General features: G+C 60.3%; 22 protein-coding genes. 11 read left to right on the top strand and 11 right to left on the bottom strand.

What is annotated here, in order from left to right; all coding sequences use genetic code 11:
* Positions 1-133 precede the first annotated feature (133 nt).
* On the top strand, positions 134-1489 hold the full coding sequence (locus tag IG122_RS06265) for a diguanylate cyclase (RefSeq protein ID WP_319024845.1): 1356 nt from the start codon (positions 134-136) through the stop codon (positions 1487-1489).
* Here IG122_RS06265 and IG122_RS06260 read toward each other — a convergent pair.
* Genes IG122_RS06260 through purC form a run of 3 tightly spaced genes read right to left on the bottom strand, consistent with a single transcriptional unit; the run spans position 1486 to position 3012 of the window.
* Entirely contained in the window at positions 1486-1953 is a 468-nt protein-coding gene (locus tag IG122_RS06260) for a GNAT family N-acetyltransferase (protein ID WP_193181539.1), read from the bottom strand. The genes IG122_RS06265 and IG122_RS06260 overlap by 4 nt on opposite strands.
* 10 nt (positions 1954-1963) lie before the next feature.
* On the bottom strand, positions 1964-2206 hold the full coding sequence (purS, locus tag IG122_RS06255) for a phosphoribosylformylglycinamidine synthase subunit PurS (RefSeq protein ID WP_193181537.1): 243 nt from the start codon (positions 2204-2206) through the stop codon (positions 1964-1966).
* A 41-nt stretch (positions 2207-2247) separates the two neighbouring features.
* The gene (gene purC / locus IG122_RS06250; RefSeq protein WP_193181529.1) at positions 2248-3012 is read right to left on the bottom strand and encodes a phosphoribosylaminoimidazolesuccinocarboxamide synthase; all 765 of its coding nucleotides are present in this window, start codon (positions 3010-3012) and stop codon (positions 2248-2250) included.
* 472 nt (positions 3013-3484) lie between these two features.
* Here purC and IG122_RS06245 point away from each other — a divergent pair, with 472 nt between their 5' ends.
* Positions 3485-4978 (top strand): methyl-accepting chemotaxis protein, encoded by a 1494-nt coding sequence (locus tag IG122_RS06245; protein ID WP_193182640.1) that lies wholly within the window; start codon positions 3485-3487, stop codon positions 4976-4978.
* Between the two features lie 56 nt (positions 4979-5034).
* Here the strand turns inward: IG122_RS06245 and IG122_RS06240 are convergent, their stop codons facing one another.
* The 3 genes from IG122_RS06240 to IG122_RS06230 all read right to left on the bottom strand — a co-directional run bounded on the left by IG122_RS06240 (position 5035) and on the right by IG122_RS06230 (position 7991).
* Complete coding sequence (locus IG122_RS06240) at positions 5035-6417, bottom strand: aminotransferase family protein (RefSeq protein ID WP_319024826.1); 1383 nt, start codon at positions 6415-6417, stop codon at positions 5035-5037.
* 88 nt (positions 6418-6505) lie between these two features.
* Positions 6506-7231 (bottom strand): TetR/AcrR family transcriptional regulator, encoded by a 726-nt coding sequence (locus IG122_RS06235; protein ID WP_193181527.1) that lies wholly within the window; start codon positions 7229-7231, stop codon positions 6506-6508.
* 4 nt (positions 7232-7235) lie between these two features.
* Positions 7236-7991: an NRDE family protein gene (locus IG122_RS06230; RefSeq protein ID WP_193181526.1), complete on the bottom strand. Its 756-nt coding sequence runs from the start codon at positions 7989-7991 to the stop codon at positions 7236-7238.
* A 183-nt stretch (positions 7992-8174) separates the two neighbouring features.
* Here IG122_RS06230 and IG122_RS06225 point away from each other — a divergent pair, with 183 nt between their 5' ends.
* From IG122_RS06225 to IG122_RS06215, 3 genes are all read left to right on the top strand, one after another.
* A complete protein-coding gene (locus tag IG122_RS06225) occupies positions 8175-8501 on the top strand; it encodes a DUF1476 domain-containing protein (RefSeq protein WP_193181521.1) in 327 nt (108 codons plus the stop codon).
* A 439-nt stretch (positions 8502-8940) separates the two neighbouring features.
* Positions 8941-10323, top strand: coding sequence for a YcaO-like family protein (locus tag IG122_RS06220; protein WP_193181520.1), 1383 nt, complete (start codon positions 8941-8943; stop codon positions 10321-10323).
* Positions 10324-10343: 20 nt separating this feature from the next.
* Complete coding sequence (locus tag IG122_RS06215) at positions 10344-12389, top strand: BTAD domain-containing putative transcriptional regulator (RefSeq protein ID WP_193181519.1); 2046 nt, start codon at positions 10344-10346, stop codon at positions 12387-12389.
* A gap of 16 nt (positions 12390-12405) precedes the next feature.
* Here the strand turns inward: IG122_RS06215 and IG122_RS06210 are convergent, their stop codons facing one another.
* The 3 genes from IG122_RS06210 to purB form a co-directional block, all read right to left on the bottom strand.
* Complete coding sequence (locus IG122_RS06210; RefSeq protein ID WP_193181518.1) at positions 12406-12798, bottom strand: hypothetical protein; 393 nt, start codon at positions 12796-12798, stop codon at positions 12406-12408.
* Between the two features lie 38 nt (positions 12799-12836).
* Positions 12837-14363, bottom strand: a complete 1527-nt coding sequence (locus tag IG122_RS06205; protein ID WP_193181517.1) for a peroxidase family protein — start codon at positions 14361-14363, stop codon at positions 12837-12839.
* Positions 14364-14627: 264 nt separating this feature from the next.
* Complete coding sequence (purB, locus tag IG122_RS06200) at positions 14628-15926, bottom strand: adenylosuccinate lyase (RefSeq protein WP_193181516.1); 1299 nt, start codon at positions 15924-15926, stop codon at positions 14628-14630.
* Between the two features lie 130 nt (positions 15927-16056).
* On the opposite strand from purB, the gene mtnA reads away from it, so the two are divergent.
* The 4 genes from mtnA to IG122_RS06180 all read left to right on the top strand — a co-directional run bounded on the left by mtnA (position 16057) and on the right by IG122_RS06180 (position 18554).
* The gene (gene mtnA, locus IG122_RS06195; RefSeq protein ID WP_193181514.1) at positions 16057-17166 is read left to right on the top strand and encodes an S-methyl-5-thioribose-1-phosphate isomerase; all 1110 of its coding nucleotides are present in this window, start codon (positions 16057-16059) and stop codon (positions 17164-17166) included.
* The gene (locus IG122_RS06190; protein WP_226893371.1) at positions 17166-17840 is read left to right on the top strand and encodes a class II aldolase/adducin family protein; all 675 of its coding nucleotides are present in this window, start codon (positions 17166-17168) and stop codon (positions 17838-17840) included. Before mtnA ends, IG122_RS06190 begins: the two co-directional genes overlap by 1 nt.
* Positions 17841-17882: 42 nt before the next feature.
* Positions 17883-18122, top strand: coding sequence for a hypothetical protein (locus IG122_RS06185; protein WP_193181505.1), 240 nt, complete (start codon positions 17883-17885; stop codon positions 18120-18122).
* Between the two features lie 171 nt (positions 18123-18293).
* Complete coding sequence (locus tag IG122_RS06180) at positions 18294-18554, top strand: hypothetical protein (protein WP_193181503.1); 261 nt, start codon at positions 18294-18296, stop codon at positions 18552-18554.
* On the opposite strand, the gene IG122_RS06175 is transcribed toward IG122_RS06180, so the two are convergent.
* Positions 18551-21451, bottom strand: coding sequence for a PAS-domain containing protein (locus tag IG122_RS06175; RefSeq protein WP_193181501.1), 2901 nt, complete (start codon positions 21449-21451; stop codon positions 18551-18553). The genes IG122_RS06180 and IG122_RS06175 overlap by 4 nt on opposite strands.
* A gap of 63 nt (positions 21452-21514) precedes the next feature.
* Positions 21515-22501 carry an aminotransferase class IV gene (locus IG122_RS06170; RefSeq protein WP_226893370.1) on the bottom strand — a complete coding sequence of 329 codons (987 nt, stop codon included), beginning with the start codon at positions 22499-22501 and terminating at the stop codon, positions 21515-21517.
* 123 nt (positions 22502-22624) lie between these two features.
* On the opposite strand from IG122_RS06170, the gene IG122_RS06165 reads away from it, so the two are divergent.
* Positions 22625-23878, top strand: coding sequence for an MFS transporter (locus tag IG122_RS06165; protein ID WP_193181492.1), 1254 nt, complete (start codon positions 22625-22627; stop codon positions 23876-23878).
* A 314-nt stretch (positions 23879-24192) separates the two neighbouring features.
* Positions 24193-25092, top strand: a complete 900-nt coding sequence (locus IG122_RS06160; RefSeq protein ID WP_193181490.1) for a hypothetical protein — start codon at positions 24193-24195, stop codon at positions 25090-25092.
* Positions 25093-25102 lie beyond the last annotated feature (10 nt).

Here is a 25102-nt window from a genome sequence, read left to right as displayed (position 1 = left end):
ACGTTAAGCGGGACGATGGGCTGAAATTGCAGATGCAGATTGACGCCATGTCCGGCCCGGCGGGAATATATGCTTTAGTACCAGCGTATGTTGGGGTCGCTGGTGAAAGGCGGGGGACGTGGTATTGGATCAGGTGGAAGTCGGGAACGTGGAGTGCTTCCCGCTTCTGGAATCGATCCTCGATGCCATCGGGCAAGGCATTTTGGTGGTTGACGAGGAACTCGCCGTCATCGCCGCCAACCGCAAATTCAAAGAGCTTTTCGATCCGGACACCTTCGGGCCGCCAGCGGTTTCGACATTGGCCGGGACAATCTCGGGAATCGATTGCGCTCCTGAGATCATCGAGCATGTCGCGGCGGGACGCGCTTTGGGAGCGCTGTGCATCCCGGTAGGCGACACGATCCAGGAGGTCCAGGGCTGCGCGGTCCCCGGAACCGGCTACCTGCTGACCTTTATCGACGTCACGGAGCGCGCCCGCTCGGAACAGGCGCGGGTCGAGAACGAGCGCCGCGTGCGCGAGATTCTCGACCATAGTCCGATCGGCGTGAATATCGTCGGACTGGACGGACGCCGGCGATATTCAAACCGCAAGATCCAGGAAATGTGTGGCTACAGCGTCGGCGAACTCGTGGGCGTTAAGGCCGCTTCCCATTATGCGGATCCGGCGGTTCGCGAGCGCCTGATGCAGGAGATGACCGAGAAAGGCGCCGTGGAGAACAGAGAGGTCGAGTTCGTTCGCAAGGACGGAACGCCATTCTGGGTTCTGCTGTCGTGCCGGCCGTTCGTCTATGACGGAGAGGACTGCGTTCTCGGCTGGATTTACGAGATCACCGACAGGGTCGAACTCGAACGCAATCAGATCCGCAGCCGTGAGGAGCTCGAGATCCAGATCCTCGAACTGCGCGATCGCGAGGACCGGATGGCGGACCAGGCCGCGGAGCTCGAATCGCTTGCGATTCGCCTCTCCGAGTCGGAACGCAGGATGGCCGAACTGGCCAATTACGACGGGCTCACAGGATTGCCGACTTCGCGTCTCTGCATGGACCGGTTGCGGCTGGCGACAGCCTTTGCCAAGCGGCAGCAAACACTGACCGCCGTGTTTTATGTCGATCTCGACGGCTTCAAGGTGGTCAACGACACATACGGGCATGATGCCGGAGACGTGGTGCTGAAAGAAGCGGCGCGGCGCATGAGCGCATGCTTCCGGGAAGTCGATACGGTCGCCCGGATCGGCGGCGACGAGTTCCTCGTGGTCCTTAGCGGATTGGGCTTCCGGGAAGCGGTGGTGCCGCTCGCCGACCGGCTGCTGAGCTGCTTCACCGAAAGGTTCGAGTTCCCTGAAGGGCACGCGACGGTCGGTGCCAGTATTGGCATCGCTTTCTTCAACGGTGCCACAGATACTCCCGATACGCTCGTGAAGCGCGCTGACAAGGCGATGTATGTCGCCAAGAAAAGCGGCAAGAACCAGTATGCAATCGGTGAAGACTAGCGTGCAGGCTGCTTGATCATGAGGGCGAAGCGGTCGCCGTCGAGCGTGAAGTGCTCGGTTATTTTCCAGCCCAGCTTTTCGTAGAGTTCTTCAACCCCGCGCGTATAGAGATACAGAAGCGGGAAGCCGCGCCCGGCGGCGTGTCGTTCAGCAGCTCTGATCATGGCGCTGGCGATTCCCTTGCCTCTCCGCTCCGGAACCACAAAGACGCTCGCAATCCAGTGTCGCAGGTCCGGCCTTGACTCCAGATCGTGGTCCACGAGACAGGTCATGCCGAGGACATCGTCTCCGGAGACGGCAACCACGCAATCTTCATCGGGATTTTCCAACATGCCGCGGAACCAGCCCGTCGTCTCCCGAAGGCTATATCCCAATGAGGCGCCCCATTCGGCGTTGCTCCAGCGGGCCACGGTCTCGAGATGGTGCGGGACTTCAGAAAGGCTGACGATGCGATAATCGGCCACGCGGCCGCCCTCAGCCTTCGATCTCGACCGTGTAGTTCTCGATGACGGTGTTGGCGAGCAGCTTCTCGCACATGGCGGTGACCTGGGCGCGCGCCTTTTCCTTGTCGGTCTCCTCGAGCTTGAGCTCCAGGAACTTGCCCTGGCGGACCTGATCGACGCCGGCGAAGCCGAGCGCGCCGAGCGCATGTTCGATGGCCTTGCCCTGCGGGTCGAGGACGCCGTTCTTGAGGGTGACGTGAACCGTGGCTTTCATCTTCTCACCAATTTCGCTTCGTTCCGGTGCCGCCGCGCGGCTTACTGAATGGCTTTCGGGCCCTTGAGATCCATCGGACCCGCTTCGGGCAGCACGCCGAGCCGGCGCGCGACTTCCTGGTACGCCTCGCGGACACCACCGAGATCGCGGCGGAAACGGTCCTTGTCCAGTTTCTCGTCGGTCTTGGTGTCCCAGAGCCGGCAATTGTCCGGGCTGATCTCGTCCGCGAGTACGATCTGCAGCGTGTCTTCGGTATAGTAACGGCCGAACTCAAGCTTGAGATCGACCAGCCGAAGGCCGACGCCTACGAACAGGCCGGTCAGGAAATCGTTCACCCTCAGCGACAATGCGATGATGTCGTCGACGTCCTGTGTCGTGGCCCAGCCGAAGGCGGTGATGTGCTCTTCGGCGACCATCGGGTCGCCGAGTTCGTCAGACTTGTAATAGTACTCGATGATCGAGCGCGGCAGCATGGTGCCTTCCTCGATCCCGAAACGCTTGGCGATGGAGCCGGCGGCGACGTTGCGGACAACCACCTCGACCGGGATGATCTCGACCTCGCGCACAAGCTGCTCGCGCATGTTCAGGCGGCGCACGAAATGCGTCGGAATCCCGATTTCGGAAAGCCGGGTCATCAGGTACTCGCTGATCCGGTTGTTCAACACGCCCTTGCCGGTGATCACACCGTGCTTCTCGTTGTTGAACGCCGTCGCATCATCCTTGAAATACTGAATGATCGTGCCTGGCTCGGGCCCCTCGTAAAGGTCTTTGGCCTTGCCTTCGTAGAGTTTTCTGCGTCGTGCCATGAGATTCCCCGCCTTGTCGATCTGGCGGTCGGTTTCCGGGATGCGGAGCGCCCGCCGCCGCGGCGACAGGAAATGCGCGCTCCATATAAACACAAGGTAGGGCAATGACAATCGGGGAAGAGTGCGTGGCCAAACGCTCGCGTCGATAGCCGAGAGGGATTGCATCCGAGTTCACAATGATGAACCCGAACGGCTGACGTTGGATGTTTCGTCGAAAGTCCGTCCAGATTATTCGTTCGAAATAAGAAACAACGCAATAGTCATATGGAAATTATGGTGTCGGATCCATCGCAAGACCTTGGCTAAGCCGTTGTGATAATTTGATGGATATCATTAAATTTCTCCCTCCTCTCACATTCCGATATGAGATATTTGTGTACATATGTATGCGAATTTTAATTATTTGTTTTGAATTTTAGGCAAATGTGCGGGCCGTTGATCCACCTCATACTGGAGTCCGGCCTTGTCTTTCATGTTCTCGCGCGGCGACGCCGCCGCTCAGCTTTCGGCGTTGAATAAGTCCCAGGCGATTATCGAATTTCGCCCGGATGGAACAATCCTGTCGGCTAACGAGATTTTCCTGAAAACGATGGGCTACAGCCTGAAGGAAATTGTTGGAAAGCATCACAGCATGTTCGCGGAAAGAGGCTTCGTGGAGAGCCAGGAATACAAGACTTTCTGGGAGAACTTGCGGAACGGGAAATACCAGGCCGGGCAGTTCAAACGGATCGGCAAGGGCGGCAAAGAGGTCTGGATCGAGGCTTCCTACAATCCGGTATCGAACGGTAGCGGTCAGCCCTACAAGGTCGTGAAATTCGCGACCGACATCACGGAGCTGACCAAAAAGAATGCCGAACTTCTCGGCAAGGTCGAAGCGATCGACCGCTCCCAGGCCGTAATCGAGTTCGAACTGGACGGGACGATCGTTACTGCCAACGAAAATTTCCTGAAGACGATGGGCTATGAGCTCAAGGAAATTGCCGGCAAGCATCACAGCATGTTTGCCGAACCGGGATATGCGCAGAGCGCCGAGTACAAAGGGTTCTGGGAAGAGCTGCGGAAGGGCAAGTTCCAGGCCGGGCAGTACAAGCGGATCGGGAAGGGCGGCAAGGAGGTCTGGATCGAAGCCTCCTATAACCCGATCCTTGACCCCAACGGCAAGCCTCTCAAGGTCATCAAGTTCGCGACAGATCTGACCAAGCGCAAGCAGGAGAATGCGGAGCTGGCGAATGCGTTCGAACAGGGTGTGAAGCGAACGGTCGAGAGCGTGGCGACGTCTTCCGGCGATCTCGAAATGACGGCGCAGACGCTGGCCGCGAACGCCGAGCAGACCAACCAGCAGTCCGCGACAGTATCTTCCGCGACGGAGGAGCTGACCGCTTCGGTCAACGAGATCGCCCGGCAGATCTCTGAATCGACCCGGGCTGTCGGTAGCGCGGTCGATGCGGCGGACAAATCCGAGAAGATGGTCTCGGAATTGCTGAGTGCCGCGCAGAAGGTTGGCGAGATCACGAAGATCATCGCGGATATCGCGGAACAGACGAACCTGCTGGCCCTGAACGCGACGATCGAGGCGGCCCGGGCGGGCGAGGCCGGAAAAGGCTTCGCCGTCGTCGCGTCGGAGGTCAAGAACCTGGCAAACCAGACCGCCACGGCGACGGAGGAGATCGCCCAGCAGGTCAAAGGCATTCAGGACTCGACCCAGACCACTGCGGATTCGATTGGCGAGATCGCCAAGATCATTGCCCAGGTGAACGAGATCGGGACCACGATCTCAAGTGCCGTCGAGGAACAGTCGGCCGCGACGCAGGAAGTGTCTGTGAATATCAGCGGGGTCGCCCAGGCAACCCATGAGAGCGGCGAATCCGCCACGACCGTATTGAACTTCGCGCAATCCCTCTCGTCGCAGGCCGATGAACTGAACCAGCAGGTCGAGCAGTTTCTGGCCCGGGTCCGCGCTATGTGATCCGCACACCCGGCACCGGAGCGGTAAACGATCCGCCCCGGTGCCGGGATGCCGCGTCAGGCGGTAATTTCCCTCTCGAATGTGTGGAGTGTCCTTTCGAGCCGCTCCGCGATCTCGTCCACTTCCTCTTCCGTCACGATCAGCGGCGGCGTCACCATGAGCCATTCGCCGTATTTCCCGTTCGCCGTCCTTCGCGAGTAGAGCAGAAGCCCGTTCTGCATTCCGATTTCGATAAGGCGGAAGACGGCCATCATCGAGGCGGGAGGGATCTGCTTCGTCTCCCGGTCCATGACGATTTCTATTGCGTTCAGCAGGCCCAGGCCGCGCACGTCGCCGAGGACGCGGCTTCCCCTCTGGATTTCCCGCAGTCGAGCGCGCAGTCGCTCCCCCATCTTCGCCGCGTTCGTCATCAGATCGTGCTCGATGAGTTCGCTCAAAACTGCATGGCCGACGGCGCAGCTGAGCGGATTGGCGGCATAAGTGTGGCCATGCATGAAGCCGCCGGCCCGGGCGACGGTATCGACCATGGCGGCGGAGGCCAGGACCATGCCGAGCGGCGTGTAGCCCGCGGCGATGCCCTTGGCGAGCGTGATGATGTCGGGCTTCGCGTCGGGCCAGTGTTCGGCGCAGAGAAAGGTGCCGGTGCGTCCGGCACCGCACATCACCTCGTCATAAATCAGCAGCACGCCATGCCGGTCGCATATTTCGCGTACGGTCCTGTAGTAATGGTCGGGCGCGACGAGCGCTCCCGTGGCGAGGCCGCCGACCGGCTCCATGATGAAGGCGAGAACGGTTTCCGGGCCTTCCGCGACGATGGTCGCTTCAAGCGCGGCGGCGCAGTGCCGGGCATAGCTGTCGGCATCGTGATTTTCCGGCAGCCTGTAGGCAAAGGGAGCCGGAACCTTCGGCATCACTTGCATGACCTTGGCGAAGATCGAGTCGGAGACAGGATCGCCGCTGACCGCGGCGGCGCCGAGCGAGGCGCCGTGGTATCCGGGATCCCGGCCGAGCACCTTCCAGCGGTCCGCTTCGCCGCGCGCGACCGCATATTGTCGGGCGAGCTTGATCGCCGCTTCCGTCGCCTCGGACCCGCCGGAAACGAAAAAGGCGCGCTCGTAGCCCGGACCCGCATGGCGGGTGACGAGGTCTGCAAGATCGATGTTCGGCTGGTTCTCGAAATGCGGCCGGCCGGCGAAGCAGATTTTCTCCGCCTGCGCGCGCATGGCTTCGACCACCCGCATGTTGCGATGGCCGAGATTGGTTGTGACCGGTCCGGAGCAGGCATCGATGTACTTGTTGCCGTCGGTATCCCAGAGCCAGACGCCGTCACCATGGCTGACGACCGGACGCCGCGGTGCGCCTTCGGGAAGATAGAAAACATCGACCGGACCGCCTCTGTCGCCGAATGATCCGGCCGGTTTCCTCTGTTCGTTTGCCACCATTCGCTCCTGCTGAGAATAAGAGGCTGAAAGACAGCTGGAGGAAATCACATTACTGTACACTGTACAATAGACGTTTTGTGGACCCTCAGTGGTGTGTGAGCTGTAGCTCCAGTCCGGCGATCAGCGCATCCGTAAACATCTCGAATCCGCTTTCGAGAGAAGCTTGGTTTCCGTTCTGCCAGCGCAATATCAGGGCGCGGTTCAGAAGCCGGCGCCGCTCGGCCGCCAGGGTCGGATAAAGCGCCGGATCGGCGGCCTCGACGCTGGCGGTCAGAGAGGTCTCGAGCGCGCCGTCCGGATCCGGAAAGACATGCGCGAACTCCTGTGTGGCGTAGCCGCACATCCCGACGATGACGCTGTTATAGGCGGCCACCAGCCTCTCGCCGTCGAACCCGGCGCGGGCAAGTGTCGAGAGGATGGCTTCGACGAGCCTGAGATCGACGCTGGCGCTGGAAACGAGATGTCCGCCGACCAGGGGCGCGACGTTGGGATGCGCGCGGACGATGTCTCGGTAGCGGCGGAACAGCTCTTTCAGCCAGATGCGCCAGTCCGGGTTATCTTCCGGCAGGACATCTGCGAAGAGGGCCGCGATCACGCGGGCGATCAGGAGGTGGCGGCTCGGCACATGCCAGTAGAGCGCGGTGGGATAAACCCCCAGCGCTTTGGCGATGTTGCGGATGGAGAAGTTGTCCAGGCCCTCGCGATCAAGCAGATCGATCGCGGCGGCGACGATGGTCTCGCTGGAAAGGGGGGCGCTCTTCCGTTTTCGTCCGGACGCTCCGCTGCTGCCGGTTTTCCGCTCCGCTGCCATTTTCTCAGCCCGCCAGATCGACCGGATTGTAGGGATGCCGGTCGGGGGGGCCTTCTGCAAAGCGCCAGACCGCATTGCGTCCGGGATCTGCGGGCAGGGCGATCAGCGAGGATGACACGGTCGCGAAACCCTCGCCGTTGTCGAGATTGATCGCGGACCCGTAATCCGACCCGACGCCGCGGGTTCGGTCCGAGAGGAGTTTTTCCCAGGTGGACCAATCGCCGCTGTCCGGGTCGGGCGCGGCGGCGATGCGGAAACGGGGCAGGGCACGGCGGACGCGCGGGCTGTCCGGATCGTTGACGTCGTAGGCTGTGAAGACGGAGAGCCCTTCCGGGATCTCGAAGACATCGATCTCGCCGTCGTCCCGGCCCTCGTTGCGCAGCCAGTAGGCTTTTTCCGCATCGGCGACGAGCATGTTGAAGCTGCGGTAGCTGCTGCCTTCGAGCTCGCCCAGTGCCTTGGCTGCCTCTTCGGCCTCGGCGTGCTCCAGGGCCTCGAGCACAATCTCGCCGCGGCTGCGCTTGCCCACGGCGGGACCGAGCGATCCGCGCCGGTTGAGGATCCCGGCAACGACGCCGTGGTCGTTCAGGCCCAGCCAGGAACCGCCGCTCAGCTTGTCGAGACCGGCCAGAGTTTCCGGGCGGTCGGGCCAGTGGCGCGCAGGGGGCAGCCATGGCCGGGACTGCATTTCGTCGCGGTTGGCGGCAATCAGGACGGGCCAGGCATCGCCGGGGCGGCGCAGGAGGATGAGGGTGCACATGGGCGAGACCCTACGCTTCGGAAACATTTTTTGACAACTGGACGATTTGCGGCAATCTGCCAGTTAACAGATGGCGTCCGGCCTGATAGGTTGCCGCCGATTTTAAGGCCCGCGCCTACTGAAGCCGACGTCCGGCTGATGCGGCGGGCCGCGACGGGATAGAGACGAGGGAGTATTCGACCGATGTCAGGTTTCGATAAACGCCAGAAGGGTGAGGAAGCGAAGTTCGCCCACGACTCAGAACTCGCCTTCAAAGCCTCCGTCAGGCGCAACAAGCTTCTTGGCCTCTGGGTGGCGGAGACGTTTCTTTCCAAGACCGGCGCCGAAGCCGAGGCCTATGCCAAGGACGTCATCGCGGCCGACATGGAAAAGGCGGGCGTAGACGATGTCGTCGAGTTCGTTCTGAAGAGTGTGGAGGGCTCCGGCGCGGATCTTTCCGAACATCGCATCCGCCACAAGATCGAGGAACTGAACGCGGTGGCGTTGGAACAGATCAAGACCGAGGGCTGATCGCCGTTCCAGGCCGATCACGGATACCAAAACGGCGCCGCGAGGCGCCGTTTTTATTTTACGTTTCGGATCCCGTTTCACTCGGTCGATCACTCTCGTCTTTTCCTTCCCATGCCTCTGTCGGCTGCGTTCAAAGACGTAAAGCGCGGCGTGGCTCGGATTTGGTGCAAACCGTTCAATGCTCTTCAGGATCTTGACCGATGCACAAATAGTCGTGCCGGAAATCCAAAGCAGTAGAATAGCCAATGGCGACTAAAACGCTTTTGCCGGTTTCGTAAGCGACACTTTCGCGTCGGCCTAGGTCATGTATTTTTCTTGCATCGTGGTAAAATGTTTAAAAATTTGTATGATTTCATGGTTAAAAATTGTTAACCAAACTGAAGTCTGAATACCCTCTTATGGGGCTATTGAGAGGGAAATAGCATGTCCGATCATTTAGATGGCCATGATCTTGGCGGGAACACACCGTTCGCACTCCGGCGCGTCACTGGCCTGGAGTTCTGACTCTATGTTGCAGGATCTGGACACCGCCGTACTAGCGCGGGCTGCGGATCTGTTCGTTGCATCCGAAACTGCTGGCCGAAACCCGGCGGATGGTGCGGCGGACGCATTTCTGCGCGCACTTGGGTACCGGGAAAATGTGGGTGGAGATCCCGAGATAGAGGCTCACCGGGGGGCACTTCTGAATGCGGCGACAAGTTTCGATCGCGTTTTTCTGCTTTCCGCACGCCATGCGCCGGGACTGGTGCTGATGGGGGCCGTGGTGCGGCCGGAGTCGGTAGCAGGGCAAGCGCCCGGGAGCGTGACCGGATCGGGGCTCGACATCAGGAGCGCGTTTGAATCCTGCGTCGGAGAGGGCATCGAATTCCTCTCCCAGTTCGAACATGACGGTGACGTGGCCGGTTCCGGTGACGAAGAGCCTCTGGTCGATGTGTTCCCCGATGCTGAGGGCGCGCCCGACTGGAGTGGAGGCAGGATGATCCGTGGAAATGATCTCGCGACAGGTGCGGAGGTTTCACTTCCTTTCGATCGTTGCATCCGAAGCCTGAGGAATTCTGGCGCTGTCACCCCTCCCTTCATGCTCGGAACCGGTTGCGGTGCTGGCGATACGCTGGATGCTGCCGCGCTTCACGGCCTCTTCGAGTTGATCGAGCGGGACGCCGCCGCTCTCTGGTGGTGGGGGCGGCGCAGGGGGCGTCCTCTCGCGGCAGAGGAACCCGGGGTTCGGGGCGCGTTGCTCTACCTGGCAACGCTTCGCGGAGAGAGAGTGGGGCGGGTCACCTGGTTCCTCGACATCACGACCGATGTCGGTGTCCCAGTGATGGCGTCGATTTCAGTGGAGCGGGACGGATCACACGTCGCCTGCGGCACGGCTTGCCGTGCCTCCGTCGCCGCCGCGCTCCGATCCGCCATTCGCGAAATGTGCCAGATGGAAATGGCCTACGATGTCGTGAGGGCGAAGGAAGCGCAGTCGGGCGCGGAGGCGCTTAACGCGGTCGACCTGCGGCATAAGGAGCGGGCGGCGGTGATTAGCGCGGACTCCTGCGAGCATCTGCACCCCGCCGGTGTGCCGGCACGGTATATGCCGGTTGCGGAAGACGATGCCGGACCCGGGCTTACTCTTCCGAGGATCGTGCAGCGTCTCGGAACGATCGGAGCCAAAGTCTATCGGGTCGATCTCACCCGCGAGCGCTTCGGTATTCCCGTGGCTCGGATGATCGTCCCGCAGCTGCAACTCTATCCAAGCAAGGTCGTCAGCCCTCGTTTGAAACGCTGTTTTGACGAATCCGGCATCGACGAACCCCTGTTTCCCTTGCACTGATGTAATCGGGGCGGTGAGGCATGGCTGAAATCGAGATCGTGTATCCAGCAGATGGCGGCGCCACAAGCGCCCCTGGAAAAACGCTCAATCTTTCCCTCGTCGCGGAGCAAACCGCTGTCGTAGGAAACCAGCGTCTCGATCTGAAGCGGCGCAAGCTCCTTGCGCTGCTGGGCTATCTGGCGCTCAGCGAGGGCCGCACGTCATCCCGCGAGCGTCTGGTCGGTCTGCTCTGGAGTGAGACCCCGGAAGCGAATGCGCGGACATCGCTGCGCCAGGTGCTGCACTGGCTGAGACGATCCTGCGACGAATCCGGCTACGAAGGCCTGTTTATCGACAAGTTGACGGTTTCTCTGAACGAGGAAACCTTGCTGGTCGATGTCTGGCAAGTGATAGAGGCGGCAGACAACAAGACGGTTCACCAGAAGCTGCTGGACGTTACCGATTTCCCCGGGAAGCTTCTGTCCGACCTTGAAGATCTGGATCCGGCTTTCCGCATGTGGCTCATGGCCCGCCGGGAAAGTCTGCGCGAACGACTTTCGCGTTCGCTGGAGGAGATCCTGACCGATGAGGCGGTCAGCGAGACAGAGCGCGTGCGGGCGGCCGAAGCGATCGTCAATCTCGACCCGACCCACGAGGAATCCGTGCGCTATCTGATGTGGGCGCGGGCGACCTCGGGCAACATCGGCGGCGCCCTCAGAGTCTACAAGATTCTCTGGGACGTGCTCGACGAAGACTATGCAATGGAGCCCTCTGCAAAGACCCAGGAACTGGTCGCCAGGATCAAGAGCGGCGAGTTCGATGAGGTGACAAAAGGCTCCCCGCAGGCAAAACCAGTGGAACCGTCACCGATCGCAACGGCTGCAATGGTCGCGCCCGACGCACCTCGAATGGTCATTGCCGTCGAACCGTTTTCGCTCGAAGGCGCGCATCCCGGACAACACCATCTGCTCATGGGGTTCCGGCATTTCCTGATCGGTTCCTTCGTTCGCTTTCGGGAGTGGCGCATACTGGATCTGCAAAGCTCCCAGCTGGCCCGTTCCAATCCGGATGTGCGGTTCGTGGTTCAGGCATCGGTGCTCGGCAAGCAGGACGAAACCAATGTCGTTCTCACACTCAAGGATACGGATACAGGGTTCTACGTTTGGAGCGATCGTTTCACGCTCGGGATAGACGACCTGATCATGTCGCAGCAGAGGATCGTCCGGAGCGTGACCGCCGCGCTCAACGTTCACCTCTCGATCGGCCGGATGCTGCGCCCCCTCGAGTCCACAGCCATCCCGACCCATCTCTACGACACCTGGCTGCGGGGCCAGGCATTGATCAATCGATACGATCCGGGCGACTGGCAGGCGGCTTCTAATCTGTTCGAAGAGGTTATCCGGCGCGCGCCTGATTTCGCGCCCGCCTACAGTAGTCTTGTTCAATTGAAGAACGCGCGTCACATCGTTCATCCGGGCGTGTTCCGGAACAGGGAGAACCAGACAAGTGCTCTTGGTCTCGCCTGGACTGCGGCAAAGCTCGATCCGGTGGATTCGCGAACCCACCTCTGCCTTGCCTGGGCCTACGCTTTCGACGAGCAATTCGAGCCGGCCGAAATGCATTTCGATCTCGCGCGCGAACTGAACGACCTGGATCCCTGGACCCTGTTGTCTGTCGCACAGGGACTTGCATTTCTCGGCGACGACATACGCGCCGAGAAATTGGCCGCCGAAGGCATGGCAAACTGCGTCGAACCGCTCCCCCTCCACTGGGGCTATCTTGCTGGCGTAAAATTCTTCCTTGCGGACTACGAGGGGGCACTGGAAGCGGCCACGCTGGCTGGCGATTTTCTCTGCAACAACGGCGCGTGGCGGGCGGCATCCCTGGTCCAGCTCGGCCGAGCGAGAGAAGCGCAGGAGGAGGCGGCGCGCTGTCAGGCCAACATCAGGCGGCGATGGCAGGGTGATGAAATCAAGAGTGAAAGCGAGATGACCGAATGGCTTCTACAGCTGTTTCCGATCCGCAAGACGAGGGACGGGGAAATCCTGCGTCGCAGTCTCGAACGCGCAGGATTTCCCATGGATTGAGGCGACCTCAGGTCGTTCAGGTGCAGTTCGCGAGGGTGTAGTCCCCAATACGTGCTGCGTGAAAGACCATCACATCGTCGATGGTTGGCTCGGAGTCGAACGCGTCGTGGTAGAATTTCGGGATGACGTATCCGTGTTTCACGATGAAACTCTCGGAATCGTCGAGGAAATCGGTCGGCGGCAGCCGGATATCAAGACGTGAGGAATCGGCCCGGAAGACATTCAGCGTCTTGAGTTCGTTCGCGCCGGTCGGGTAACTCGCTTTGATGCCTTCGTCCTCCAGCTGCTGCTTGAAGGCGTCAAGGTCGGCCGGCGGCTGCTTTATCCCGCGCGCCCAGTCTTTGATCAGTTGGCCGAACCTGGCATGGTAGCCGTCGTCGATTCCGAATCTGTTCAATACGTCTGTCATTTTTGTCTCCTTGTTTATGAGTCCCTGTTTTCCCGGACTTACAGAAAACTTGGTGAGGCAGTGGAAAGTCCGGATTGCTCGGCGAGTGTCCGCAGCAGAGCGGGCATCGTCCGAACCGTTTCGAAGCCAGTCGCGGGGTAGCTTGCCGTGCCGGTTTCGGGGGCGATCGAATCCAGGCGGCGAAGCAGGACTTCGGCGACAATCGTTGATCCGAGGACGCCGAGATGGCGGCCGTCCGCCTCGGCCATGGCTTCGAAAAGAATGAAGAAGAAAAGCGGCGGGTCTTCCGCGATCGTGTCGATCTGGCACTCGCTCAATGCCTGTCCGCCGCTGCTCCAGTTGGCGGTCAGCCACTCGTGCAGTCGTGTTCGCATGGCGGTGACGTCGTAGAGCAATGGCGACATTGCGATCAGACCGGGCTTACGCATCCTGATCTCGGCGATCAGGGCCGGAACGGACCACAGATCCGCCGATGCTCCGCGCAAGAGATCGCGATGGGCGAGCGTCTCGGTCGTTCCCGAGAGCGGAAATCCGAAGCCATCCGGGACCTCGAGGCCGGAAGAAAGGCTCGGACCGATCCGCCGGCTGAGATTGACGAGGCTGGGATCGCCGAGTTCGAAGAAGCGGGACCATTCGACGATCCACTTCTCGTTCAGCGGCATGCTGTAGGGCTCGCGGAGGGAGTTCGTCCGCAGGATGTCTCCGATCGAAAAACCGGGGTGCCCGGTGTTCAGCCTGTAACTCGGGCGGATCATGGCGTGGCCGAACCTGAACGCCGCATGGGAAAATTCCATGGGCATGCGCTCGTCGGCGTCGGTTTCGAGGTACGGGCTCTTGTCGGTCTCGTAATGTCGCAGCACATCCGGATGCAGGATCCGGGGGAGCAGGTCATGCCGCACGATCCGCCGGTAGGTTTCCGTCACGATCTGGCGTGCCTGGCCGAATCTGTACTCTTCGGCGACCTCCTGCGAGTATTCGGGGGGAACTGTTCCCTGCGCTTCGATGCTCTCGATCACCGTATTGTGGAGCCAGATGAACACGGTCAGAAGCTGAGAGATGTTCGCGTTATCGTCATTGCGGGGATCCGCCAGCAGAGCCTCTGTCGGGCCGTTGCGCGGGAAACTGTTGTCCTCGTGCGCATAGCCGCGGCCGATGTCCCGGAATGCGGGTTTCGCGGCGGGTACGAGCTTGTTGCTTTGCCGCATCCGGCTCAACTTCAGGCGCGACCTGAAGCCGAATTTCGTCGAGGTCGAGTAGGCGTGGGGACATGCGGCCGGACCGGAGCCATAAAGCGTATCCAGATCCAGGGCAAAGGTCCTGTGGTTTCTGAGTTCGCCGACCCGTCGGTTCATACGGGGAAAAACAATCGAGGCCTGCACGAGATCGTGCGCCACAAGCTGCAGGAGGTAAGTGTACCCTGCGGGAATATCGGGATTTTCCCAGGCTTCCGCCTTTTTCCCCTCATAGGCATCCCAGATATGATCTGAGAAGAGGAAGTGGTGAGAAAGCCGGGTTAGCAGGTCGTCCGCACGTCGGATATCGTCGCGCGGGACGGTTCCGTTCATGCGAAAGATCTCGTTGTCATTCGGCGTCCGCAGGAAATGCCTGAACGCTCCGCTGCCTGCATCTTCGGCATGCTTGAAACGACAAGTCCCGTCCGGACTTACCGGTAGCGGTGTTCCGCCATGCGACTTCATTCCGATCCCCCCACCCTGCAAATTTCCGGCGCGGCGAGTTTGACCGGCTGCGCCAGAGAGTTGCGATGAGGGGATCTTCTAATGAGGGCGTTATCTGTCCGTTATGGTCCGGGCGTAAAAACCGCCTGAGTGTTATTCCTCGCCGAAGACACGCTTGAAAATCGTGTCCACATGCTTGGTGTGGTAGCCGAGGTCGAACAGGGACTCGAGCGCGGCATCGTCGAGATGCGCCTTCACCTCGGTGTCGGATTTCAGCAGTTCGAGGAAATCCTTGCCTTCCAGCCAGACAGGCATGGCGTTGCGCTGCACGGCCTTGTAGGCGTCTTCGCGGCTCATCCCCGCCTGGGTCAGGGCAAGCAGCACGCGCTGGGAGTGAATGAGGCCGCCGAGCTGGTCGAGATTGGCCTGCATGCCTTCCGGATAGACCAGCAGCTTGTCGATGACGCCGGTGAGGCGGGCAAGGGCGAAATCGAGGGTCACGGTCGTGTCCGGGCCGATCATCCGTTCGACGGAGGAGTGCGAGATGTCCCGTTCGTGCCAGAGCGCGACGTTCTCCATCGCCGGTACAACGGCGGAACGGACCAGACGGGCGAGGCCGGTCAGGTTCTCGGTCAGCACCGGGTTGCGCTTGTGCGGCATCGCCGAGGAGCCCTTCTGGCCGGGCGAGAAATATTCCTCGGCCTCGCGGACCTCGGTGCGTTGGAGATGCCGGATCTCGGTCGCGAGCCGCTCGATCGAGCTGGCGATAACGCCGAGTGTGGCGAAGAACATCGCGTGGCGATCGCGCGGGATGACCTGAGTCGAGACCGGCTCCGGCTTCAGGCCGAGTTTCTCGGCGACGTGTTCTTCCACGCGCGGGTCAATGTTGGCGAAGGTCCCGACGGCGCCGGAAATGGCGCAGGTCGCGATCTCCGCCCGGGCCGCTTCGAGCCGTGCCTTGTTGCGGGCGAACTCGGCGTAATAGCCGGCGAGTTTGATGCCGAAAGTGACGGGCTCGGCGTGGATGCCGTGGCTGCGGCCGACCGTCGGGGTCATCTTGTATTCGAAGGCGCGGCGCTTGATCGCGGCCAGCAGCGCGTCGAGATCCTTCAGCAGAAGGTCGGAGGCCTGGGTCAGCTGCACCGCGAGGCATGTGTCGAGCACGTCGGACGAGGTCATGCCCTGGTGGACGAAGCGGGCCTCGTCCCCCACATATTCTGCGAGGTTGGTCAGGAAGGCGATGACATCGTGCTTGGTTTCCCGCTCGATTTCGTCGATCCGGTCGATCTCGAAATTGCCGCGCTCCCAGACCGCTTTGGCCGCTTCCTTCGGGATCACGCCGAGTTCGGCCTGCGCATCGCAGGCATGGGCCTCGATCTCGAACCAGATACGGAACTTGTTCTCGGGTTCCCAGATCTTGACCATCTCGGGGCGGGAATAGCGCGGGATCATGTGCGTCCTCGGTGTTCGACAGAATGCGGGCGGCGCCGGAAAGCGGGATGGCATTCGGGCAGGCGGGGTTTTATCATCGCCGTCCGCCGGAGTCACGCCATCGGCGGAAGAGGGACGAGGGAGCCACTTTATGAAAATCGACGGCAAGCCGCATCGCACGATCTGGCCGGGCAAGGACGGCGTTTCGGTCGAAATCATCGACCAGACGAAATTGCCGCACCGTTTCGAGATCGCGCGCCTGGAAACACTGGAGGACGCGGCGCATGCGATCAAGGCGATGCTGGTCCGCGGCGCTCCGCTGATCGGCGCGACGGCAGCCTACGGCATGTGGCTGGCGATGCGCGCGGATGCCTCCGACGCCGGTCTCTCCAATGCCTATGACCGGCTTTACGAGACCCGGCCGACGGCGGTGAATTTGCGCTGGGCGCTCGACGCCGCGCGGCGGAAGCTGAAGCCGCTGGCCCCGGACGCGCGCGCCGATGCCGCCTTCAAGCTGGCTGGCGAGATCTGCGACGAGGATGTCGGCATCAACCGCGCCATCGGCGAGGCGGGGCTCACGGTCATCAAAGAGATCCAGGCGAAGAAAAAGCCGGGTGAGACCATCAATATCCTGACCCACTGCAATGCCGGCTGGCTCGCGACGGTGGATTGGGGCACGGCGACGGCGCCGATGTATCTCGCGCACGATGCGGGTATCCCCGTTCATATCTGGGTCGACGAGACGCGCCCGCGCAACCAGGGCGCCAGCCTGACAGCTTGGGAGCTCGGCAATCACGGCGTGCCGCACACGGTGATCGTCGACAATGCGGGCGGCCATTACATGCAGCACGGCATGGTCGATCTGGTGATCACCGGGACTGATCGCACGACCCGCAGCGGCGACGTGTGCAACAAGATCGGCACCTATCTGAAGGCTCTGGCGGCGCATGACAACGGCGTGCCCTTCTATGTCGGATTGCCGTCGCCGACCATCGACTGGACCATCTCCGACGGCGTGCGCGACATTCCGATCGAGGAACGCAGCTCGAGGGAGGTGACGGAAATGACCGGCCGACTGCCCTCGGGCGAGGTCGCGACGGTGACCATCACGCCGGAGCGGAGTCCGGCGGCGAACCCGGCCTTCGACGTCACCCCGGCGCGGCTGGTGACCGGTCTGCTGACCGAACGTGGCTGCGCGGAAGCGAGCGAGGAAGGGCTGTTGAAACTGTTTCCGGAAATGCGGCAAGCGGGCGAGGACTGATGGCGGCCAAGCGTATGGGAGCGGCCGAGAGGGCGCTCCGGCAGGAAGTGATCGATACCTGCCTGAAGATGAACGAGATGGGCCTGAACCAGGGCACTTCCGGCAATGTCAGCGTGCGGGTGAGCGGGGACCCGAAGGAAGGCTTCTTCCTGACGCCATCGAGCATCCGCTACGACCGGCTTACGCCCGAGGATATCGTACGCATGGATCTCGACGGCAATGTCGAGGGCAAGCACAAACCGTCGAGCGAGTGGCGCTTCCATCTCGACATCATGAAGGCGCGCGAGGATGCGGGCGCGATCGTGCATACTCACGGCATGTTCGCGACCACGCTGGCCTGCCTACACCGGGAGATTCCGGCCTTCCATTACATGATCGCGCTTTTCGGCGGCCCGACGATCCGCTGCGCGCCCTATGCGACCTACGGCACCCAGGAACTTTCCGATCATGCGCTGACGGCGCTGGAGGGGCGCAAGGCCTGCCTGCTCGGCAATCACGGTCTGATCGTCCTCGGCCCGCATCTCGAGCGCACGCTGGCGCTCACCGTCGAGGCGGAGACGCTGGCGGCGATGTATTGGCGCGCTTTGCAGATCGGTCAGCCGGCGATCCTGCCGGACGAGGAGATCGAGAAGGTGGCGGCGAAATTCGGCGTGACGGGGTATGGTGGGCGCTAGGCGGGCCGAAATGACCCGAGATATTCAGGAAGGAGCGCAGCAATGGTCGTAAGACGTCTTTTCTGGGAAGCCGCACGGCGGGTCGCGCAGAACCCGGAAGTGCAGCAGAAGGCGGCAGATATGGCCGCCCAAGTCTATCTGAAAGCGCGTCCCAAGTTGGAAAATGCGGGGCGGCATCTCAGTGAATCCGCCAGGGATGCGGCAACAGAACATGACCCGTTGAAGGATCCGTTGGGATTCGCCAAGTCACTGAAGAAAAAAGCATTTCCGCCGGCGAAGTGAGTCGGTTGGCCCTCTGTCGCGGGATTCTTCGGAATATGCTGTCCGGCATAATTGACATATTTATTTAAAATACAATATAAATGCCATGATTAACCTTGAGCGTGATGGATTAACACGCCGGTTTCGGGCAGAATACGTGCTGGAGACTGGCCTGAGCGAGCAGGGCTGGAAATGGCACTCGGTCCGATAAACAATTTTCCTCTGGTTCCGGTCCCGACCGGCGAGAGGCAGGTACCGGCGCAGCCGAATGAGGCTGACGGGCGGACCCAGCGTGCCCGTGACCTCGACCCCGCAAGCAGCAGATTTGTCCAGGAACTGCGCGGCAGCGATCCGAGGTCGGATCAGCAGGGACGGCAACGGCAGAACGCGATCCCGCTGGAAGAAATCAGTGCGGATCTGCCTCGGGGGTCGATCCTCGATATCACCGTTTAGGAATCGCGGCAGAGTGCGAGGTTCCGGAACAGGGTTTCCGGCTCGAACGGCTTGGTGATGTGCCCGACCATTCCGACGGACTTGCTCTTTTCAATTTCCTCGGCAACCGCGTTCGCCGTCAGAGCGATTATCTTCAGGTCGCGGTAGCGAGTGTCGGAAAGGATGTGGCTTGCTGCTTCGTGCCCGTCCATTTCAGGCATCTGCAGATCCATCAGCACGGCGTCGATTTCCGGAGGCGTTTCCGACAGCATGATGTCGACCGCTTCCTTGCCGTGAACTGCCGGAACGACCGAGATACCGGCGCCTTCAAGCAGTACGGTGGCGATCTCGCGATTGATCATGTTGTCTTCCACCAGAAGCACTCTCAGGCCCTTGCAGGCGGCACGCCAGTCGCGCTTGTCTTCGACAGCGGCGTTTGCCGTTTCTTCGGCACTTCTGAGCGGGAGTTCGGCGTGAAAGGTGCTTCCTTCTCCAACCTCGCTCTCGACCCAGACCCGGCCGCCCATGCGGTCCGCGAGCTCGCGGCAGATTGCGAGCCCGAGGCCGGTTCCTCCATAGCGCCGCGTCGTTGACGCGTCGGCCTGATGAAAAGGCTGGAACACTCCGGATGCCTCTTCCGGCGTCATACCGATACCGCTGTCCTGTACGGCAAAGTGAACCAATGCCCTGTTGCTTCCAGTTTCCTTGACCGACACAGCGAGGCGCACCAGGCCGGATTGCGTGAACTTGATCGCGTTGCTGCAGTAGTTGATCAGGATCTGGCCGATGCGGTGCGGATCTCCGAAGAAATTTCGCTCCTCCGCGCCGGCCGGATCGATTTCAAACCGCAGGCCCTTCTCGTCGGCGCGCGGTGCGGCGATCTGCCCGACGGAGTCCAGCACTTCGCCGAGCGAGAAGGCGATGTCCTCGATATCGAGCCGTCCGGCTTCGATCTTCGCGAAGTCCAGAACGTCGTTCACGATCCGGAGCAGGGCGTTCGACGAGGACTGAACCTTCGCGACGATGTCCAATTGTTCCTGCGTCAGATCGGCGGCGCTCAGGATGTGATTGAGCCCAATGATCCCGTTCAGGGGGGTCCGGATCTCATGGCTCATTCTGGCGAGGAAGTCGGATTTCGCCCGATCGGCCTGTTCCGCGCGGATTTTGGCCACGCTCATTTCCGCTTCCGCGCGCTCGGTCTCGCGCAGCTGCCGGTTCAATTCCGCCGTGCGTTCCTCGACGCGCCTTTCCAGTTCCTCGTTGGTCGAGCGAAGCAGGGCCTCGACGCGTTTTTGCTCCGTGATGTCACGGTATGTCGTGACGAATCCGCGCTCGATCGGACGGCGGACGAATTCAATGATCCGTCCGTCGGGACGTTCCCAAATTGCGGAATAACCTTCTGTCGTCCAGGCTTTCCCAATTCTTTCGGCGACGATTTCATCGACGTCGCCGGGCCCGAACTCGCCATTCTCCGCCTGATGACGGAGGAAATCGGAGAGATGCCGCCCCGGGTTGTTGAAGTGCGCGGGGATGGACATCAACTCGAGGGAAAGCGGGTTGCAGGCGACGAGCCTCAGGTCTTTGTCGAACAGGGAGATGCCGTAATCGACGGTCTCCAGGATGGTCTCGAGCGCCGCGGTTTTCTCTGTCAGTTCTTCGTTGTTGGCCTGCAGCAGCGCTTCGAACTGCTTCTGTTCGGTGACGTCGCGGTAGGTCGCGACGAAGCCGATCTCAATCGGATTGCGCGAAACCTCGATGATCGTTCCGTCGGAGCGATGGCGAATCGCATGGTAGCGTTCGGGCCGTTCCGCCAGTGCGGTGAGCTTGTCCACGATCTCGTCAATGTCACCTGGGCCGAATTCTCCCTGCCCGGCCTGCAGGCGCAGGTAATCTGAAAAATGTACGCCCGGCCGGTTCATCTCGTGCGGGACTTTCATCAGGTCGAAAGCCCGGGAGTTGGCGGCGACCAGGCGGAGGTCCTTCCCGAAGAGCGCGATACCGTGATCGAGCGCTGCGAGGATGGCTTCGAGTGCCGACGTCTTCTCGGAAAGCTCCGCATTGTTGGCCTGTAGCAGCGCTTCGAACCGCTTCTGCTCGGTTACGTCGACATATGTGGTGACGAAACCATTCTCGACCGGACGGCCGGTGACTTCGAAGATGCGTCCGTTCGTCTGCTCGCGGACAAACTGGTGAGGTTCGAATTTGCGGGCCAGGTCGACGCGGCTGCGTACCTGCTCCTCGATATCTCCTTCGCCATACTCGCCCCGCTCCGCCATCAGCCTGATCAAACTCTCGAACGAGGTTCCGGGTCTGGCCATGTCCTCCGGTATGTGGAGCATTTCGAGGGAGCGTTTGTTGGCGGCGACGAGACTGAGGTCGTTGTCGAACAGCGTGATCCCGTAATTAACCGACTCCAGGATGGTCTCAAGCGCCGTGGTCTTCGTCGAGAGTTCCTGCTCCCGGGCCTGCAGCTTCTCCGTCCTTTCCCAGACCAGGTCGTCGAGCCTTTCGTTGGTCGCTTCAAGTTCTCTCTGTGACGTGCGCAGCTCGGTGATGTCGTCATAGGTGGTCACGAAACCGCCGTGGACCGGAACGCCGCGGATGCGCAAAACGGTGCCGTCCGGACGCACGCGTTCGAAACTATGGGCCTCGGCCCGGCGGGCGAGCTCGACACGTTCCTTGACCAGCTCGTCGACCTGACCGGGGCCGTATTCGCCCCGCTCCGCGTTGTGGCGGAAGAAACTCGACATCGGCGTCCCGGGGGTACCCATCCAGAGAGGGAAGCCGAGCAGGTCGAGATAGCGGCGGTTGCAGACGACGAGCTTCAGGTCCTCGTCAAAATAGCTCAGGCCCTGGCTCACATTCTCGATCACCGAGGAGAGAACGTCCTGTTCCGTGGCGGTGCGGTTTGCTTTCATCAGCGGACAGGCTTCCGGTCGGCGCAATTTTACTGGAGAAATACGATCTTAGGCGGCAGTTCGTTAACATTTTGTATGCGTGTCCAGTAGAGCTTTCCGACCGACTTGTTGCTCGATCATCGCCATGTAGAACGCCTGAAGTCTGCTGGTGACTTTGCCCGGCAGCGTGCCGTTTCCGACTGTCTTGCCGTCGATTTCCGCGACCGGGGTCAGACCGCCGAACGAGCCTGTCAGAAAGGCTTCCTCAGCGCCCATGCATTCGACCAGAGAGAAGTTCTTCTCGAAAACCGGAATGCTGTTCGCCCGGCAGAGTGCGATCACCTTGCCGCGGGTGACGCCGTTCATGCAGTAGTCGCCGGTCGAGGTCCAGACCTCGCCACGCCGGACGATGAAGAAATTGCAGGCGTTCGTCGTGTTGACGAAGCCGTGCGGGTCGAGCATCAGCCCTTCGTCGGCACCGGCCTGTTCCGCCTGCAGGCAGGCGATGACGCAGTTCAGTTTCGAATGGGAATTCAGCTTCGGATCCTGGGAATGCGGCAGGCCGCGGACCTGATGCACGGTGGCGAGCCGGATGCCGCGCTGGCCGAGACCGGAGGCCGGTTTCGAATGCTCGAGGATGATGACGATGGTCGGACCGCTGCGGGAGAGGGAAGGGTGCTGGAACGGTTTCGCCTTCACGCCGCGTGTCACCATCAGGCGGCAATGCACGTCCGTCTCCATGCCGTTCGCAGCGGCTGTCTCGTTCAGCGCGCGGAGCAGACCGGCCCGGTCCATGCCGACATCGAGGGAAACCGCCTTGCAGCTCTCGAAGAGCCGGTCCATGTGCTCGTCGAAGAAGACCCAGGTGCCTTTGTGCAGGCGCATCCCCTCCCACATTCCGTCGCCGAGCAGGAAACCGGAATCGTAGACCGAGACCTTCGCCTCGTCGCGGGGCACGATCCCACCGTTCACCCAGATCCGGATGTCCCTGTTGCGCGGATCGTCTTCCGCGTCGTGTGTGGTGGTGCGTGCCTCGATCATCTCCGGTCCCTGTTCCGGCGGTTGTTCCATGCCCACTTTGGCGCCGCCGTGAACTGATGACAATTCACTCAGGCAATGCTGCCGTCGGTGGCGATTGACCGCCGCAGGCGTGCATGCGACTGAGACGGTTCCCGTTTCCGCCGGAGAGGCCGCGTGAGCACTGAGACCGGAACTAATCCTGCGACCCCGGCCAAAGCACTGCTTCTGGCCGGATGGTTCTTCGCCTCGGTCTTCTTTCTCTACGCCTTCGTCCTGCGGGTTTCGCCGTCGGTCATGGTCGACGACCTGATGCGGGAATTCGCCGTCGGCGGGGCGATCCTCGGCAATCTCTCGGCGGTCTATTTCTACGTCTATGCCAGCATCCAGATCCCGGTCGGCGTCGCCATCGACAGGCTCGGCGCGCGCCGGCTCGCGACCGGCGCGGCGGCGATCTGTACCGTCGGCGTGATGGTCTTCGCGAGCGCAGGGAGCATTGAAATGGCCTATGTCGGCCGCTTCCTGATCGGGCTCGGTTGTGCCTGCAGCTTTGTCGCCGCGCTGTCCGTCGCCGCGATCTGGTTTCCGGGGCGCTTCGCGCTCCTGGGCGGCCTTGCTCAGGCCCTCGGCGTTCTCGGCGGGATCCTTGGGCAGGCGCCCTTCGGTTACGCGGTGGAGCAGGTCGGTTGGCGCGACACCAACTGGGCCGTGGCGATTGGCGGCGCGGTGCTGACGGTCTGCCTGTTCCTCACCGTCCGCGACAAGGTGGATGCGCATGACGAACCGGCGCGTCCGCTCCTCGAAGGCCTGAAACGCGCGCTCTCCAACCGGCAGACCTGGCTCGCCGCGACCTTCGGTGTCGGTATGACCGGGTCCATGCTGGCGTTCGGCGGGCTCTGGGGGGTGCCGTTCCTGATCGAGGCGCGCGGCATGTCGAAGCCGGAAGCGGCGGCACTCGCCTCGGTGATGTTCTTCGGCTGGGGCATCGGCGCCCCGATGATCGGCTGGCTTTCCGACAAGCTCGGCAAGCGGCGGCGCTTCATGGTCGCGGGCGGCCTGCTGGCGACCGTCGGAATCTCGCTGGTGATCCTCTTCCCGGCAATGCCGCTGCCCCTGCTACAGGCGGTGCTGGCGCTGCAGGGCTTCGGGTCCGCCACCATGGTGCTGAGCTTCGCCGTTGCCCGCGAGCACAATCCTGCCTGGGCCAACAGCGCCGCGCTCGGGATCATCAACAGCTTCGTCGTCGGCAGCGGCGCCGTGCTGCAGCCTTTCATCGGATATCTGCTCGATCTCGGCTGGCAAGGACGGATGGTTGACGGCGCACGTGTCTACGCGCTGGAGGCCTTCGAGACCGCCTTCCTGGTCCTGCCGCTCTTTTGTCTCGCCGGTGTTGTTGCGGCCTGCTTCATCCGGCTGCCGGATTCCCGATAGCCGCTGAAGTCAGAGCTGTCCTCGTGCCTTGAAGTTGGTATGGGCGGCGCGGTCGACGATGATGTGGTTGTGCAGTACAATGCCGAGCACGGAAGTGGTTTTGCCGGTCAATTAGTCAATATATGTAACGACTGGAGGCCATCTCTTCCGACGTTTGCGGAACTTTGCAATTTGATCATGAGATTACTCTAAAATAGTTGCCAAATCAAAGTGTCTTGGAGTTATTTCATTCCTGTTCGTAATTCAATCTGACGGGGGTGGGTTTCTGGTTAATTGCTGCAGTATTTTTTTTAAATCATTACGGGAGAAGAAAGTTGGAGACGTATTTCGATGATTTACTTTCTGCCGCAAAAGCGCAGGGGTTGAGAAATTCATCAGCAATAATTATTGGTATTTGTTATGTTTTCGGATTTTTTTGCTGGGTATTTTATGGGGTGCAAGAGGGGGTCCCGATTTTTGTCGCGTTTGATGCAAGGAATATTATTACTGGAATACCTATATTTATAGTTTTTTTATTCTCTTTGTGGATGTTAGGTAAAATACATAAAATTATTGAAGGAAAGAATGATGAGAGAGTTATTTTTATTAGGGTTTTGGGGGTATATTTGTTAATCATTGTTGGTTTGTCGTTTGTATCGTTAACGCTAATTCTGAGTTCAAATTATATTGAATTTGGTGTTGTGACGCTTGTCCCAAGTGAGATTTTTGAAGATTTAAATTATTCCTTTAAAAATATATGGGCATCAATTTTTGTATTTCTGGGGCTTTTGTTTACGTTATTTACTGTGATTTTTGCATATTCGATTTTTATTAATTTCATAAAAATAAAAGAAATTTTTAATTTAGATCATTCTGTAATGAAATTGGCAGATGCTTATCGAAAGATGATTGTTTTTTTTATAATTTTGTCGTCTGTTTTTATTGTTTATTCTTATGCTAAGAGGGTTTTTCCTCATTTGCCGCGCGAATATGGGGGAGGGAGGCCTGTGATTGTTTCTCTTTACATATCTGATTCATTTAGGGTGCCGAATTTCCTAAATAATATATGCGATAATCATAATCGAATTAGATTGTCAGATTTTTCTTGTGTATTCAGGGATGCAAAGTATGTGTTTGACGATCAAGATTATATATATCTAAAAATCAAGAATATGGATGGACATGTTCTTAGAATACATAAAACCGTTTCACCGGTGATCGTTTCGAACGGTTAAGGTTGGATTA

It is taken from the genome of Nisaea sediminum (assembly GCF_014904705.1).
In the GTDB taxonomy this organism is placed as follows: Bacteria; Pseudomonadota; Alphaproteobacteria; order Thalassobaculales; family Thalassobaculaceae; genus Nisaea; species Nisaea sediminum.
This window is presented reverse-complemented; position numbering and strand designations above follow the sequence as displayed.